This window comes from Achromobacter sp. UMC46 (assembly GCF_014170335.1).
GTDB lineage: Bacteria > Pseudomonadota > Gammaproteobacteria > Burkholderiales > Burkholderiaceae_B > Achromobacter.
In genome coordinates this window covers 1-15008 of sequence record NZ_LZZS01000030.1, presented here as the reverse complement: position 1 = coordinate 15008, position 15008 = coordinate 1, and the positions used below count along the sequence as shown (strand labels likewise).

Below are 15008 nucleotides of genomic sequence, written 5' to 3'. Positions count from 1 at the left end.
CCGGCGGCGAAGGCGGGCAGGCGCGGACAGATTCCGCCGTCAGGCGGCAGTGCGGCGCCGGGTCAGTTCGCGGGCGGTGCGCGCGGCTGGACCGCGCTCCAGGCATGAAGGGGATTGGCCGCCAGGAAGAACAGCGGCGGGTAGGTGATGCCGCGGCCGACGGGGGCGGGCACCACGGGCACGGGCGCGGGCAGGATGCCCACGTCGGCCTGAGGGTTGCGGCAAAGCGGGCAATGATGGCCGTCGCCATGGGCGTCGGCTTGCGTGTCGTCGCCGCCGTCGTGCTGCACTTCCAGCGTCAGGGTGGACGGCGCTTCCCCTTCGCTGGCGCAGTAGTCGACGCTGATGCGGTGGGTGTGGTGGCCCGGAGACAGGCTCAGGGCATGCGCAAGCGACGGCGCCAACGACGCCCACAGGATCGCGGCAAGCGCGATCCACAAGGTGGGGCGGGTCAGGAAGGAAGCGAAGCACATGGAGCCGGATTATATCGGAGCAGATCGGCGGTCCGCACGCGATATCCCGGCCCGCCTGCGGCATTTCGCCGCAGGCTCAGACCGACAGGTGGCGGCGCACGTCCTCGCCGTCGATGGCGCTGCGGTCGCCGCTGGCCACTACCTCGCCGCGCGACAGCACGACGAACTTGTCCGCCAGCTCGCGGGCGAAATCGAAATATTGCTCGCACAGCAGGATGGCGATGTCGCCCCGTTGCCGCAGCATGTGGATCACCCGCGCGATGTCCTTGATGATGGACGGCTGGATGCCTTCGGTCGGCTCGTCCAGGATGATGAGCTTGGGTTCGGCCACCAGCGCCCGCGCGATGGCCAGCTGTTGCTGCTGGCCGCCGGACAGGTCGCCGCCGCGCCGGGACAACATGCTTTTCAGCACGGGAAACAGTTCGAAGACCTCTTCCTTGATGCGGCGCGCGCGCGACGCGGGCTGGGTCGCCATGCCCATCAGGATGTTCTCTTCCACCGTCAGCCGCGCGAAGATGTCGCGGCCTTGCGGCACATAGGCGATGCCGCGCGCGGCGCGCTGGTGCGGCGCCAGGCGGGTGATGTCGGCGCCGTCGAACGCGATGTTGCCGCTGGCGACAGGCAGCACGCCCATCACGCATTTCAGCAGGGTGGTCTTGCCCACGCCGTTGCGGCCCAGCAGCGCCAGGCATTCGCCCTGGGCGACCGACAGCGACACGCCGCGCAGCGTGTGGCTGCCGCCGTAGTATTGGTTGATCGTGCTCACGTCCAGCATCTCAGCGCCCCAGATAGACTTCGATCACGCGCGGGTCGGCCTGCACCTTGCTCATCGGCCCTTCGGCCAGGACCGAGCCTTCATGCAGCACCGTCACCTTGCCGTCGCCCGCGATCTGGTTGACGAAATCCATGTCGTGCTCCACCACCATCAGCGAGTGCCGTCCGCGCAGTTCGTTCAGCAGTTCGCCTGTGCGTTCGGTCTCGGCGTCGGTCATGCCGGCGACGGGTTCGTCCAGCAGCAGCAGTTGCGGTTCCTGCATCAGCAGCATGCCGATCTCCAGCCATTGCTTCTGGCCGTGAGACAGCAGGCCCGCCGGCCGCCACACTTCGGGCCGCAGCCGGATCAGGTCCAGCGTTTCGCCAATCTTGTCGGCCTGCTCGCCCGTCAGCCGCGAGAACAGAGTGGGCCGCACCCGCTTGTCCGTCTTCATCGCCAGTTCCAGGTTTTCGAAGACCGTGTGCTGCTCGAACACGGTCGGGCGCTGGAATTTGCGGCCGATGCCGGCGTGCGCGATCTGCGCCTCGCTCAAGGTCGACAAGTCGATGCTCTGGCCGAAGAAGGCGGTGCCCGCCGTGGGCCGGGTCTTGCCGGTGATCACGTCCATCATCGTGGTCTTGCCTGCGCCGTTGGGGCCGATGATGCAGCGCAGCTCGCCCACGCCGATATCCAGCGTCAGGTCGTTCAGCGCCTTGAAGCCGTCGAAGCTGACGGTGATGCCTTCCAGGTACAGGATGGCGCCGTGGCTGGTGTCCACGCCCTTGGGGCTGACGCGGCCGTAGCCGGCGTCGCCGCTGGGGCCGCCGTCCAGCGCGGCGGATTCGATGTGCGTGCTGGTCATGCCTTGTTCTCCTGGAAGCGGGCCGCCACGCGGCGGGCCAGGCCGACGATGCCGGTGGGCAGGAACAGTGTCACCAGCACGAAGATCAGGCCCAGCGCATACAGCCAGTATTCCGGCAGCACGCTGGTGAACCAGGTCTTCAGGCCATTGACCGCGCCGGCGCCGATGATGGGGCCGATCAAGGTGCCGCGTCCGCCCGTCGCCACCCAGATCACCATTTCGATCGAGGTCTCGGTGGACATCTCGCTGGGGTTGATGATGCCCACCTGCGGCACGTACAAGGCGCCCGCGATGCCGCACAGCACGGCCGACAAGGTCCAGACGAAGAGCTTGAAGCCCAGCGGGTCGTAGCCGATGAAGCGCAGCCGGCTTTCGGCGTCGCGCACGGCGGTCAGCACGCGGCCCAGCTTCGATTGCGTAACCAGGCGCGCCAGCACCAGTGCGCCGGCAAGGGCCCCCAGCGTGATCCAGTACAGCGTGGCGCGGGTGCCTGGCGCCGTGATGTCAAAGCCCAGGATGCGCTTGAAGTCGGTGAAGCCGTTGTTGCCGCCGAAGCCGGTGTCGTTGCGGAAGAACAGCAGCATCGCGGCGAAGGTCAGCGCCTGCGTGATGATCGAGAAGTACACGCCCTTGATGCGCGAGCGGAAGGCGAAGTAGCCGAAGACGAAGGCCAGCACGCCCGGCACCAGCACCACCAGCAGCATGGCGTACCAGAAGTGTTCGGTGAAGGACCAGTACCAGGGGTAGGTCTTCCAGTCCAGGAACACCATGAAGTCGGGCAGGTTGCTCTGGTAGACGCCGTCGTGGCCGATGGCGCGCATCAGGTACATGCCGTGCGCGTAGCCGCCCAGCGCGAAGAACAGACCGTGGCCCAGCGACAGGATGCCGGCGTAACCCCACACCAGGTCCAGCGCCAGCGCGGCCATCGCGTAGCACATGAACTTTCCCAGCAGCGCGACGGCGTAGGACGACACGTGCAGCGCATGGCCGGGCGGGAACGCGAGGTTCAAGAGCGGCAGCAGCGCAAGCAGGGCGACGGCCACGGCCAGCGCCGTCCACACCCGCCCCGAAAACAGCGGGCGGCGGGTCAGCAGGTTCAGATCGGTCAGCGCGGTCTGTTTCATTCAACGCTCCGGCCGCGGGGGGCGAACAGGCCTTGCGGCCGTTTTTGGACAAACAGCACGATGAGCACCAGGATGGTGATCTTCGCCATGACGGCGCCCGCGTAGGGCTCCAGGAATTTGTTGACGCCGCCCAGCCCCATCGCGGCGATGACGGTGCCGGCCAACTGGCCCACGCCGCCCAGCACCACGACCATGAAGGAATCGACGATGTAGCCGCGGCCCAGGTCGGGGCCCACGTTGCCCAGCTGCGACAGCGCCACGCCGGCCAGTCCCGCAATGCCGGAACCCAGGCCGAAGGCCAGCATGTCTACGCGTCCGGTAGGCACGCCCACGCAGTCGGCCATGCGCCGGTTCTGCGTGATGGCCCGCACGAACAGGCCCAGCCGCGTGTGGTTCAGCAGCACCCACACCAGGAACACCACGAAGAAGGCGAAGCCGATGATCACCAGCCGGTTGTAGGTCAGCACCAGGCCACCCAGCACCGTGAAGCCGCCGGACATCCAGCTGGGATTGCCCACTTCCACGTTCTGCGCGCCGAACAGCGTGCGCACGCCCTGCATCAGCATCAGGCTGATGCCCCAGGTGGCCAGCAGCGTCTCCAGCGGACGGCCGTAGAGCCAGCGGATGACGGTGCGTTCCAGCGCCATGCCGACCAGCGCCGTCACGGCGAAGGCCAGCGGCAGCGCGGCCACCACATACCAGTCCAGCCAGCCCGGCAGCCACGCGCGGAACAGCGTCTGCACCACATACGTCACGTAGGCGCCGATCATCAGCAGTTCGCCGTGCGCCATGTTGATGACGCCCATCAGGCCGAACGTGATGGCCAGGCCCAGCGCGGCAAGCAGCAGCACGCTGCCCAGGCTGATGCCGTAGAAGAGGTTGCCCGCCCATTCGATCGTGGCCAGGTGGCGGTCGATTTGCTTCAACGCGTTCACGGCGGCGTCGCGCACGCCGGCATCGGGCTCGGCGTACACGCCGCCCTGTTCCTGCGTCAGCGCGGCAAGCGTCGGGCGGAAAGCGGCATTGCGCGTCGCGCCCAGCAATTCCACGGCATGGCGCCGCTTGGCCGGGTCGGCGCTTTTCAATTCCAGGTTGGCCTGCGCGATCAGCAGCGCGTCGCGCACGGCCTCGTTCTTTTCGGACGCCAGCGCCTTTTCAAGCATCGGCAAGCGCGCGGGGTCGCCGGTCTGCTGCAGCCGGCGCGCGGCGGCCAGGCGTTCGTCGGGGTTGTCCGAGAACAGACGCGAGCCCGCCAGCGCGGCCTCGATGGCGCGGCGCAGGCGGTTGTTGATGGTGACGGTGCCGCTGCCCGCGGGCAGTTCGGCGGACGCGCCGGTCACGGGATCGGTGGCTTGTTTGCCACCCGTGGCGCCCGCGCCGATCAGCACGCGCCCGTCGGCCGTCGCGTAGAGCTGGTCGTTGCCCAGCGCCTGCAAGACCGCGGCGGCGGCGGGTTCAGGCAGTTGGCCCAGCGCGGCAATCGCTTGCAGCTTGGCGTCGGTGTCGTCGCCGGCCAGCGGCGCCAGCAAGGCCGGGTCCACGCCGGCCGCCGCCGCCGGCCCGGCCAGCAGCGGCACGGCAAGCAGCCATGCAAGAAGGAAACGACGCAAGAAGCGTGTGATTGCCGCGATGAGCATGGCTGCTGTTTCCCTTAGAGGCCTTGCTTGCTTTCGTTGCCCGGGATGTACGGGCTCCAGGGTTGGGCGCGGATCGGGCCCTTGCTCTTCCACACCACGTTGAACTGGCCGTCCGCCTTGATTTCACCGATGTAGACCGGCTTGTGCAGGTGGTGGTTGGTCTTGTCCATTTCGATGGTGTAGCCGTCAGGCGCGTTGAACTTCTGGCCGCCCATGGCCGCAATCACCTTGTCCACATCGGTGGTCTTGGCCTGTTCCACGGCCTGCTTCCACATGTGGATGCCGACGTAGGTGGCTTCCATCGGATCGTTGGTCACGACCGTGCTGGAATTGGGCAGGTTCTTGGCCTTGGCATAGGCCTTCCACTTCTTGATGAATTCCTCGTTGACCGGGTTCTTGATCGACTCGAAGTAGTTCCAGGCGGCCAGGTGGCCGACCAGCGGCTTGGTGTCCACGCCGCGCAGTTCTTCTTCGCCCACCGAGAACGCCACGACCGGCACGTCGGTGGCCTTCAGGCCGGCGTTGCCCAGTTCCTTGTAGAAGGGCACGTTCGAATCGCCGTTGATGGTGGAGATGACGGCCGTCTTGCCGCCCGTGGCGAACTTCTTGATGTTGGCCACGATGGTCTGGTAGTCGGAATGGCCGAACGGGGTGTAGACCTCGTCGATGTCGCTGTCTTTCACGCCCTTGGAATGCAGGAAGGCGCGCAGGATCTTGTTGGTGGTGCGCGGGTAGACGTAGTCGGTGCCCAGCAGCACGAAGCGCTTGGCGCCGCCGCCGTCTTCGCTCATCAGGTATTCCACGGCGGGGATGGCTTGCTGGTTGGGCGCGGCGCCCGTGTAGAACACGTTCTTCTCCAGCTCTTCGCCTTCGTATTGCACGGGGTAGAAGAGCAGGCCGTTCAGTTCCTTGAACACCGGCAGCACCGACTTGCGCGACACCGAGGTCCAGCAACCGAACACCACCGCCACCTTGTCCTGCGACAGCAGCTGGCGCGACTTCTCGGCGAACAGCGGCCAGTTCGAGGCGGGATCCACGACCACGGCTTCCAGCTTCTTGCCCATCACGCCGCCCGCGGCGTTGATTTCGTCGATGGTCATCAGCGCAACGTCCTTCAGCGACGTTTCCGAGATGGCCATGGTGCCGGACAGGGAATGCAGGATGCCGATTTTGATGGTGTCTTCGGCGGCGAAGACCTGCGGCATCCACCCGGACATGGCCAACAGGCTCACGGCGGTCAGTTGCTTCAAGACTAGTCTGCGTTTCATGGTGACTCCTGGATGGAATGTGCCGGCTTGGCCGGCAGGAACGATCTGAACAACACCCGACAACCAGGACTTCAAAGCAAAAGGCGTGCCAAGTGCGCGGGCGATGGGCTGCCGCTGTATGAAGAGGGGTGTAAACGCAGACCAGCGGGGCTGGCGCGTGGCGGGCGCGCTGGAATCAAAACAGTGCCGCATGCACAAAACAGGTGCGCCGCCTGCCCGTTTGCGGTGCGGGCGCAAAGGTGCCGGTCCGGCCGGAAAGCTGCGGCTAGACCGTTGGGGAGGGCGCTGCCAGAGGAGAAACGGAAAAGCCGGCCAACATGGCACGGCGATTGCTTGGGAATCCGTACTTGTATACAAGAAAGGATTCCAGCATGAATGCCGCAGCAACGCAGAAGCACACCGCCGGTTGGACGATTGCGCAATGGCAGACCGCCTACCGCGAAGGCGGGGCCGAGCCCGAAACGTTGTTGGCCGATTACGCCGCCTCGCCTGCGAATCCGGCGGACAACGCCTGGATACGGCGGGTGGACCGCGCCACGCTCGACGAGCAGCTGGACGGCCTGCGCTTGATGCGGGAGGCGGCCGGCGGCGACATGGCGCGCCTGCCGCTGTACGGCGTGCCGTTCGCCATCAAGGACAACATCGATGCCGCGGGCTGGCCCACCACCGCGGCCTGCCCGGAATTCGCCTACACGCCCGCCGAGGACGCGACGGTCGTGCAGCGCTTGCGCGCCGCCGGCGCCATCCTGGTGGGCAAGACCAACTTGGACCAGTTCGCGACCGGGCTGGTCGGCACGCGCTCGCCGCATGGCGCCGTGGCCAACACGTTCAATCCCGATTACGTCAGCGGCGGTTCGAGCTCCGGCTCGGCGTCGGTCGTGGCGCGTGGCTTGGCCGCATTCTCGCTGGGCACGGACACCGCCGGGTCCGGCCGCGTGCCGGCCGGGTTCAACAACATCGTCGGCTTGAAGCCCACCAAAGGCTGGCTCAGCACGGCGGGCGTGGTGCCCGCTTGCCGCACCCTGGACTGCGTGTCGATCTTTGCGCTGACCGTGGCCGACGCCGCGCTGGTGGCGGAGGTGGCTGGCGGCTTCGACGAGCGCGATCCGTATTCGCGCGCCATGCCGGCCGGGGCATCGCTGCCGTGGCCCATGGCGCCCCGGATCGCCGTCCCGGCCACGCCGGAATTCTTCGGCGACACGCAAGCCGCCGCCGCGTTCGACGACGCCGTGCGCGCTTTGCAGGCGACAGGCGCCGAAGTGGCCGCCATCGATTTCGCGCCGTTCAACGAATTGGCCGCGCTGCTGTATCAAGGCCCGTGGGTGGCCGAACGTTTCGCCGCGGTGGAAGCATTGTGGAAGGACACGCCGGACGTCATCAACCCCGTGGTGCGCGGCATCGTGGAACAGGCGGCCAACTACAGCGCGCTGGACGCGTTCAAGGCCGAGTACCGCCGCGCCGAGTTGACGCGCCAGATCCATCAATCGCTGGCGGGGTTCGACGCGCTGGCCGTGCCGACGTCGCCCTCCATCTACACCATCGCCCAGTTGGAGGCCGATCCGGTCACCTTGAATTCACGCCTGGGCGTCTACACCAACTTCGCCAATCTGGCCGACTTGTCGGCGCTGGCCGTGCCGGCTGGCATGCGCGCCGATGGCTTGCCGACGGGCATCACGCTGATCGGGCTGGCTTGGCAGGACCGCGCCCTGGCGCAGTTCGGCAAACGGTGGCAAGCGCAGCAGGGCCTGCCGTTGGGGGCCACCGGCGCGCCGTTGCCCGCCGGCATCGAACTTGACCAGGCGCCCGCCGGCACGATACGCGTGGCCGTGGTGGGCGCGCACCTGACGGGCATGCCGCTGAACCACCAGCTGACCTCGCGCCGCGCGGTGCTGGCCGAGAAGACCCGCACCGCGGCCGACTACCGCCTGTACGCCCTGGCCAACACCACGCCGCCCAAGCCGGGGCTGGTCAAGTCCGCGTCCGGCGCGCCCATCGACGTCGAACTGTGGGATGTGCCGACGGCGGCATTCGGCGCGTTCGTCGCCGAAATTCCCGCGCCGCTGGGCATCGGCACGCTGGAGCTGGAAGACGGCCGCCTGGTCAAGGGATTCATCTGCGAACCGCGTGGCCTGGAAGACGCGCGGGACATCACCGCCTTTGGCGGCTGGCGCGCCTATCTGGCCAGCCTGAACGCCACCCCCCGATAACCGCCAGACCCCAAGGGAGTCGCATCGTGTTCGATACCGTTCTGATTGCCAACCGCGGCGAAATCGCCGTCCGCGCCATCCGCACCCTCAAGCGGCTGGGCATCCGCAGCGTGGCCGTTTATTCCGATCCCGACCGCAATGCCGCGCATGTACGCGACGCGGACGTGGCCGTCGCGCTGGGCGGCGAGAAAGCTGCCGACAGCTATCTGCGCATGGACTTGCTGCTGGCCGCGGCCCGCGAGCACGGTGCGCAAGCCATCTATCCCGGCTACGGGTTCCTGTCCGAAAGCGCGGAATTCGCCGACGCGTGCGAAGCCGCCGGCATCGCCTTCGTCGGCCCCACGCCGTTGCAGATCCGCGAGTTCGGGCTGAAGCACCGGTCGCGCGAACTGGCGGCCGAAGCGGGTGTCCCGATGACGCCCGGCACGGGCCTCTTGGCCAGCCTGGGCGAAGCGCTCTCGCAGGCCGAGCGCATCGGCTACCCGGTGATGCTCAAGAGCACGGCGGGCGGCGGCGGCATCGGCCTGTCGCGGTGCGAGAACGAGGCCGAACTGACGTTGGCGTTCGACAGCGTGCAGCGCATGGGCGAACATTTCTTCCGCGATGGCGGCGCGTTCATCGAACGCTATGTGGACAACGCGCGGCACGTGGAAGTGCAGATCTTCGGCGACGGCGCCGGGCGCGTGCTGGCGCTGGGCGAACGCGACTGCTCGGTGCAGCGGCGCAACCAGAAGGTCATCGAGGAGACGCCGGCGCCGCTGCTGCCCGCCGCCACCCGCGCCGCACTGCTGGCGGCCGCCGTGCAGTTGGGCGAATCGGTGAACTACCGTTCCGCCGGCACGGTGGAATTCATCTACGACCCCGCGCGCGACAGCTTCTATTTCCTGGAGGTCAACACGCGCCTGCAGGTGGAGCACCCGGTGACGGAAGCCGTGACGGGTCTGGACCTGGTGGAATGCATGCTGCGCGTGGCCGCGGGCGAACCGCTGGACATCGCCGCGATGTCGCGCGCGCCGCAGGGCGCGTCGATCGAAGTGCGGTTGTACGCCGAAGACCCGCTGCGCCAGTTCCAGCCGTCGCCCGGCGTGTTGACCGAGGTGTCGTTCCCCGAGGGCGTGCGGGTGGACGGCTGGGTCGCCACCGGCACCGACGTACCGGCCTTTTATGACCCCATGCTGGCCAAGCTGATCGTGCATGCGGACACGCGCTACGCCGCGCTGGACAAGCTGGCGGATGCGCTGGCCCGTACGCGCCTGCACGGCATCGCCACCAACCTGGACTACCTGCGCCAGATCGTCGCCGACGAGCGCTTCCGCGCCGGCAAGCTGTCCACGCGCTTCCTGGAAAGCTTCGCCTACCGCCCCGCCGCCATTGAAGTGCTGGAAGCCGGCACCTATACCAGCGTGCAGGACTATCCCGGCCGTGCCGGCTATTGGGACATCGGCGTGCCGCCGTCCGGCCCGATGGACGACTATGCGTTCCGGGTGGCCAACCGCATCGTCGGCAACGCGCAGGGCGCGGCCGGCATCGAAGCCACGCTGGTCGGCCCCACGCTGCGCTTCCATGGCGACGCCATCGTCGCGTTGACGGGCGCGGAATGCGCGGCCACGCTGGACGGCGAACCAGTGCCGATGTGGCAGCCCATCGCCGTGCGGTCGGGCCAGGTGTTGGCCACCGGCCGCGCGCTGTCGGGTTGCCGCAGCTACCTGGCCGTGCGCAACGGCCTGGACGTGCCGGTCTACCTGGGCAGCCGGTCGACCTTCGCGCTGGGCCAGTTCGGCGGCCACGCCGGCCGCACGCTGCGCGTGGGCGACATGCTGCCCGTGGTGCGGCCGGAACTGGACCGGGCGGATGCGCCCGTGGCGGCGCCGCAAGGCGCGCCGGCCGACATGGTTCCGGTCTACGGCAACACCTGGCAGATCGGCGTGCTGTACGGCCCGCATGGCGCGCCGGACTTCTTCCAGCCGGAAGCCATCGAGGCGTTCTTCGCCGCCGATTGGGAAGTGCACTACAACTCCAACCGGCTGGGCGTGCGCCTGATCGGCCCCAAGCCGACGTGGGCGCGGGAGAACGGCGGCGAGGCCGGCCTGCATCCGTCCAACATCCACGATTGCGAATACGCCGTCGGCAGCATCAATTTCACGGGCGACAGCCCCGTCATCCTGACGCGCGACGGCCCCAGCCTGGGCGGCTTCGTGTGCCCGGTCACCATCGCGCGCGCCGAGCTCTGGAAGGTGGGGCAGGTCAAGCCGGGCGACCGCATCCGCTTCGTGCGCATCGACTATCCGCAGGCGGTCGCGCTGGAGGCCGCGCAGGACAAAAGCGTAGCGGCGCTGTCGGCGGTCACCCCGGCATCCACCGCGCCGTCGCCGGTCCCCGCAACCGCGTCCGAGACCATCGTCGCGGCGCTGCCCGCGGACGGGGCCCGCCCCTCGGTGTCGTACCGCCAGGCGGGCGACGGCTACCTGTTGCTGGAGTACGGCGACAACGTGCTGGACCTGGCGTTGCGCATGCGCATCCACCTGCTGATGGACGCGCTGAACGCCGACCCCATCGCGGGCGTGCAGGAACTGTCGCCCGGCGTGCGGTCGCTGCAGATCCGCTACGACAGCCGGCTGATCCTGCAGGGCGCGCTGATCGCCCGCCTGCTGGAAATCGAAGCGGGCCTGGCCGACGTGGCGACGCTGAAAGTGCCCACGCGCGTCGTCTACCTGCCGATGGCCTTCGAGGATTCGGCGACGTTGGGCGCCGTCCAACGCTACCAGGAGACGGTGCGCGCCAATGCGCCGTGGCTGCCGAACAACGTGGATTTCATCCAGCGCATCAACGGATTGGCCAGCCGCGACGCGGTCCGCGACATCGTGTTCGACGCCAGCTACCTGATCATGGGCCTGGGCGACGTCTATCTGGGCGCGCCTTGCGCCGTGCCGATCGACCCCCGCCATCGCCTGTTGACGTCCAAGTACAACCCGGCCCGCACCTTCACGGCCGAGGGCACGGTGGGGATCGGCGGCGTGTACATGTGCATCTACGGCATGGACTCGCCCGGCGGCTACCAACTGGTCGGCCGCACCTTGCCCATCTGGAACAAGTTCCTGAAGAACCCCGTGTTCCAGGACGGCAAGCCCTGGCTGCTGCGCTTCTTCGATCAAGTGCGCTTCTACCCGGTGACGGAAGCCGAGCTGGACGTGCTGCGCGAGGATTTCCGCGAAGGCCGAGCCACGGTCCGCATCGAGGAAGAGGTGTTCGACTTCGCCGCGCACCAGCGCTTCCTGCAGGAGCAGGCCGATAGCATCGCCGTGTTCCAGGCGCGGCAGAAGAGCGCCTTCGACGCCGAAGTGGCCCTGTGGAAAACCGAAGAAGCGGTGGTCGAGCACGCCATCGCAGAACCCGAGCCGGAGACGGCGCTACGCGAAGGCGAACGGCTGGTCAGCGCCGACATGTGCGGCAACATCTGGAAGATCCCGGTCCAGGTGGGCCAGAGCGTATCCGCCGGCGACACGCTGGTCGTCGTCGAGGCGATGAAGATGGAGCTGTCCGTGATCGCTCCGGCCACAGGCACCGTCACCGCGATCCGCTGCATGCCCGGCAAGCCCGTGAACGCGGGCGATCCGCTGATCGTGCTGGCCGAAGACGCCACCTGCACCGTGGCGGGATGATGCGGCTGGAATCCGTCCAAGTCAGCCCGGCCATCCGGCAAGCGCCCGCGCTGGCCGGGTCGCTGGCCGACCAGGTCTACCAGCGCATCAAGGACGACCTGTTCGACTTCCGCATGCTGCCGGGCGAACGCTTCACCGAGGCCGACCTGGTGGCGCGGCTGGGCGTCAGCCGCACACCGGTTCGGCTGGGGCTGGTCCGGCTGGAGCGCGAAGGCTTCGTGCTGGCGCGGCCACGCAGCGGCTGGCAGGTACGCCCGTTCGACTTCGAGCGCTTCGAGGCGCTGTACGACGTGCGGGTGGTGCTGGAACAGGCCGCTGTGGACAAGCTGTGCGCACGCGAAAACATGGACGAGACCGGCATCCTGGGCGCGTTGACGGACGTGTGGCTGGTGCCGCCGCCGCAGCGCATCCTGGATGGCAGGCTCGTGGCGCAGCTGGACGAGGCCTTCCATTGTTCGCTGGTGGCCGCCGCCGGCAACCCGGAGATGGCGCAGATCCATCGCGACGTGACCGAGAAGATCCGCATCGTGCGGCGGCTGGATTTCACCAAGGATTTCCGCGTGGACGCAACCTATGACGAGCACGCCGCCATCCTGCGCGCCGTGTTGTCGCGCCGCGCGGACGAAGGGGCGCGCATGCTGCGTTCGCATATCGAGATGAGCAAGGCGGAAGTGCGCAAGATCACGCTGCACATGCTGCACGCGGCGCGGGAAAGCGCGGGCGGGTAGGCCGGCCGGCGCGCGCCGGCCGTCATCCCTGCAATTGCTTGTAGACCTCTTGCGACACGCGTTGCAGTTCCTCGCGGCTGACGGCGCCCGATAGCGCGTAGCCGAACTGCCCTTCGACCCAATAGAACACCCGCACCGGGCCTTCCTGCGTGAATTGGAATGCGGTCTGTCCGCCAGCGGCTTCGCGGGTCACATAGAGGGTCAGGCGCTGGCCGTCGGCCCCGCCGTACATGAACTGCGCGACCGGACCCGAGCCGCCGGGCAACAGGCGGCCGCCCACCAGTTCATAACCCGCTTGCGACAGCGACGGCGCGCGCACTGGCGCGCCCATGCGCTTGGTCAGCCAGGTGACCAGGCCCTTCTCGTTGTCGGCGCTGACTTCGACCGGGCGGCCCATGTCGGGCGCATAGACCGCGTGGGCGATGGCCGCGCGCTGGGCGTAGCCGCCGGCGGCGCGCTCCGGGCTGGCGGTGGCCAGCACGGTTTGCAAGTGGCGCGCGTCCATCGCGCCCCGGGTGATCCAGGCCGCGGTGGCACTGACGGCGGCGATCGCCACGCTGGCGGCCAGCGCGCGCCACGGAAAGCGGCGCGCGGGCGCGGTGAGCGGCAGCCGCAGCGGCAGCGGTTCGTCCAGCACGGGGTCCAGCAGCGCATGCAGCGCGCGGCGCTGCGCCTGCCAGTCGTCCACGCGGGTCTGGTCCTGCGGGTGCGTCGCCAGGAAGGCGTCGACCTCGGCGTGGCGAGCAGGCGGCAACTGGCCGTCCGCATAGGCATGCAGATCGGCTTCGGTGATGGGGGTGCCCGTGCCGGGAACCGGATGAAGGTGTTTGTCGTTCATGTCATTTCACGCGATGCAGCCGGCTGACCGTGTCGCGTCCTTGCATCAGCGCGCCCAGTTTTTCACGGGCGCGCGACAGCCGGGACATGACCGTGCCGATGGGCACGTCCAGCACCTGGGCGGTCTCCTGATAGGACAGGTCTTCCACGCAAATCAGCAACAGCACTTCCCGCTGCTCGGCAGGCAGGGCTTGCAGGCAGCGGTCCAGGTCGCGCACCTCCAGGTGGTCGGTCTGCGTGGCGCGCACCGGCGCATCGGGCATGTCGCCCGGAGCGGTCTGGTCCGCCCGCCGGTTGTTGGCGCGCACGCCGTCGATGAAATGGTTATGCATGATGCCGAACATCCAGGCGCGGAGTTCCCCGCGCCGCTGCCATCGCGAATAGCGGCTCCATGCGCGCTCCAGTGTGTCCTGAACCAGGTCGTCGGCCCGGTGGGGGTCGCCCGTCAGCCCGCGGGCGTAACGCCGCAGGCTGGGGATGCAAGCCAGGATCAGGGCTTCGTCTTCGGCGCGCATGGTCGCTGCGGCGGCGGGTCGGGGCAGGCCGGTTCAGGGCTTGGCGACGTGCCAGACTTCCTTGAAGTTGTCGCCCATCTTGTCGCCCGGCTTGGCGTCTTTGGCGTACAGGTAGATGGGCTTGCCCTTATAGGCCCACTGCTTGGAGCCGTCGTCGCGGGTGATGACCGTCAGGTCGCCCATCGGCTTGGCGTCGGCGGCTGCGGTGACCGGGGGCCAGATCTTGGCGCACTGGTCGTTGCAGGCGCTTTTGCCTCCGGCGTCCTTGTCGAAGGTGTAGAGCGTCATGCCCGCGCTGTTGACCAGGATGCCGTCCTGGGTCTTGACGGCCTGGGCGTGGGCGCCGGCCGAGAACAGGGCGGCGGAACCGAGAACCAGGGCGGCGGCGATGTGATTGCGCATGTTGTGCCTCGTAGATAGGAAAGTGGGGGACTGCCCTCTACAGACGCCGGCCGCCGCGGCTTTATTCCGCGCGGCCAAAAGAATTTGCAAAGGTCAGCCGGCCGGCCGGACAGCGCCGGGTTCGTAACGCATTTCAAATTCCAGCGGGGTCTCCTCGACGGGGGTGAAGCCCAGCGATTCATAGAGGCGTTGGGCGGGGTTGCCCTTCAGCACGCTCAGGGTGACGGGCGCGCCTTCCGAATCCGCCTGGTCCAGCACGCCTTCCAGCAGACGGCGGCCCAGCCCCCGGCCCTGGAAGGCCGGGTCGATCTGGATCTGCACGATGCGCCAGCCGGCCGGGTCGCGGTAATGCTTGAACAGGCCGGCGGGCCGGCCGTCCAGCCACACGATCTGCGCGTCGTCGAAGTGGTAGCGGATGCGGGCCAGATGGTGCTCGTCGTCCAGCGGCGCGCCGGCGCGCTGCAGGTGCGCCTGCATGGTGGACTTGCGCAGCGTCAGCAGGTAGGGCAGGTCGTCGTCGGTGGCGGGTTGCAATGCCAGGG

General features: G+C 68.1%; 13 protein-coding genes. 3 read left to right on the top strand and 10 right to left on the bottom strand.

The window, feature by feature from the left end; all coding sequences use genetic code 11:
* Nucleotides 1-62 precede the first annotated feature (62 nt).
* The 6 genes from A9973_RS20105 to urtA all read right to left on the bottom strand — a co-directional run bounded on the left by A9973_RS20105 (nucleotide 63) and on the right by urtA (nucleotide 6118).
* On the bottom strand, nucleotides 63-473 hold the full coding sequence (locus A9973_RS20105; RefSeq protein WP_183015450.1) for a DUF2946 domain-containing protein: 411 nt from the start codon (nucleotides 471-473) through the stop codon (nucleotides 63-65).
* Nucleotides 474-549: 76 nt separating this feature from the next.
* Nucleotides 550-1248, bottom strand: coding sequence for an urea ABC transporter ATP-binding subunit UrtE (gene urtE / locus A9973_RS20100; RefSeq protein ID WP_183015449.1), 699 nt, complete (start codon nucleotides 1246-1248; stop codon nucleotides 550-552).
* Between the two features lies 1 nt (nucleotide 1249).
* A complete protein-coding gene (urtD, locus tag A9973_RS20095) occupies nucleotides 1250-2089 on the bottom strand; it encodes an urea ABC transporter ATP-binding protein UrtD (RefSeq protein WP_183015448.1) in 840 nt (279 codons plus the stop codon).
* Nucleotides 2086-3213: an urea ABC transporter permease subunit UrtC gene (gene urtC / locus A9973_RS20090; protein WP_183015447.1), complete on the bottom strand. Its 1128-nt coding sequence runs from the start codon at nucleotides 3211-3213 to the stop codon at nucleotides 2086-2088. Before urtC ends, urtD begins: the two co-directional genes overlap by 4 nt.
* Complete coding sequence (gene urtB, locus A9973_RS20085) at nucleotides 3210-4850, bottom strand: urea ABC transporter permease subunit UrtB (RefSeq protein WP_183015446.1); 1641 nt, start codon at nucleotides 4848-4850, stop codon at nucleotides 3210-3212. The genes urtC and urtB overlap by 4 nt, the downstream gene beginning before the upstream one ends.
* A 14-nt stretch (nucleotides 4851-4864) precedes the next feature.
* Nucleotides 4865-6118 carry an urea ABC transporter substrate-binding protein gene (gene urtA, locus A9973_RS20080; protein ID WP_183015445.1) on the bottom strand — a complete coding sequence of 418 codons (1254 nt, stop codon included), beginning with the start codon at nucleotides 6116-6118 and terminating at the stop codon, nucleotides 4865-4867.
* 371 nt (nucleotides 6119-6489) lie between these two features.
* On the opposite strand from urtA, the gene atzF reads away from it, so the two are divergent.
* Genes atzF through A9973_RS20065 form a run of 3 tightly spaced genes read left to right on the top strand, consistent with a single transcriptional unit; the run spans nucleotide 6490 to nucleotide 12712 of the window.
* Complete coding sequence (atzF, locus tag A9973_RS20075) at nucleotides 6490-8325, top strand: allophanate hydrolase (RefSeq protein ID WP_183015444.1); 1836 nt, start codon at nucleotides 6490-6492, stop codon at nucleotides 8323-8325.
* 26 nt (nucleotides 8326-8351) lie between these two features.
* Entirely contained in the window at nucleotides 8352-11984 is a 3633-nt protein-coding gene (gene uca, locus A9973_RS20070) for an urea carboxylase (protein ID WP_183015443.1), read from the top strand.
* Nucleotides 11981-12712, top strand: coding sequence for a GntR family transcriptional regulator (locus A9973_RS20065; RefSeq protein WP_183015442.1), 732 nt, complete (start codon nucleotides 11981-11983; stop codon nucleotides 12710-12712). Before uca ends, A9973_RS20065 begins: the two co-directional genes overlap by 4 nt.
* A gap of 22 nt (nucleotides 12713-12734) precedes the next feature.
* Here the strand turns inward: A9973_RS20065 and A9973_RS20060 are convergent, their stop codons facing one another.
* From A9973_RS20060 to A9973_RS20045, 4 genes are all read right to left on the bottom strand, one after another.
* Nucleotides 12735-13550 carry an anti-sigma factor gene (locus tag A9973_RS20060; RefSeq protein ID WP_183015441.1) on the bottom strand — a complete coding sequence of 272 codons (816 nt, stop codon included), beginning with the start codon at nucleotides 13548-13550 and terminating at the stop codon, nucleotides 12735-12737.
* 1 nt (nucleotide 13551) lies between these two features.
* Nucleotides 13552-14064 (bottom strand): RNA polymerase sigma factor, encoded by a 513-nt coding sequence (locus A9973_RS20055; protein ID WP_183015440.1) that lies wholly within the window; start codon nucleotides 14062-14064, stop codon nucleotides 13552-13554.
* A gap of 33 nt (nucleotides 14065-14097) precedes the next feature.
* Nucleotides 14098-14466 (bottom strand): hypothetical protein, encoded by a 369-nt coding sequence (locus A9973_RS20050; RefSeq protein WP_183015439.1) that lies wholly within the window; start codon nucleotides 14464-14466, stop codon nucleotides 14098-14100.
* A gap of 93 nt (nucleotides 14467-14559) precedes the next feature.
* The gene (locus tag A9973_RS20045; RefSeq protein ID WP_255469242.1) at nucleotides 14560-15006 is read right to left on the bottom strand and encodes a GNAT family N-acetyltransferase; all 447 of its coding nucleotides are present in this window, start codon (nucleotides 15004-15006) and stop codon (nucleotides 14560-14562) included.
* Between the last annotated feature and the right edge of the window lie 2 nt (nucleotides 15007-15008).

Bases quoted from the DNA above. Each gene is read 5' to 3' on its own strand.
- A9973_RS20105 (WP_183015450.1), bottom strand. From the start codon at position 473: ATGTGCTTCGCTTCCTTCCTGACCCGCCCCACCTTGTGGATCGCGCTT.
- urtE (WP_183015449.1), bottom strand. From the start codon at position 1,248: ATGCTGGACGTGAGCACGATCAACCAATACTACGGCGGCAGCCACACG.
- urtD (WP_183015448.1), bottom strand. From the start codon at position 2,089: ATGACCAGCACGCACATCGAATCCGCCGCGCTGGACGGCGGCCCCAGC.
- urtC (WP_183015447.1), bottom strand. From the start codon at position 3,213: ATGAAACAGACCGCGCTGACCGATCTGAACCTGCTGACCCGCCGCCCG.
- urtB (WP_183015446.1), bottom strand. From the start codon at position 4,850: ATGCTCATCGCGGCAATCACACGCTTCTTGCGTCGTTTCCTTCTTGCA.
- urtA (WP_183015445.1), bottom strand. From the start codon at position 6,118: ATGAAACGCAGACTAGTCTTGAAGCAACTGACCGCCGTGAGCCTGTTG.
- atzF (WP_183015444.1), top strand. From the start codon at position 6,490: ATGAATGCCGCAGCAACGCAGAAGCACACCGCCGGTTGGACGATTGCG.
- A9973_RS20065 (WP_183015442.1), top strand. From the start codon at position 11,981: ATGATGCGGCTGGAATCCGTCCAAGTCAGCCCGGCCATCCGGCAAGCG.
- A9973_RS20060 (WP_183015441.1), bottom strand. From the start codon at position 13,550: ATGAACGACAAACACCTTCATCCGGTTCCCGGCACGGGCACCCCCATC.
- A9973_RS20055 (WP_183015440.1), bottom strand. From the start codon at position 14,064: ATGCGCGCCGAAGACGAAGCCCTGATCCTGGCTTGCATCCCCAGCCTG.
- A9973_RS20050 (WP_183015439.1), bottom strand. From the start codon at position 14,466: ATGCGCAATCACATCGCCGCCGCCCTGGTTCTCGGTTCCGCCGCCCTG.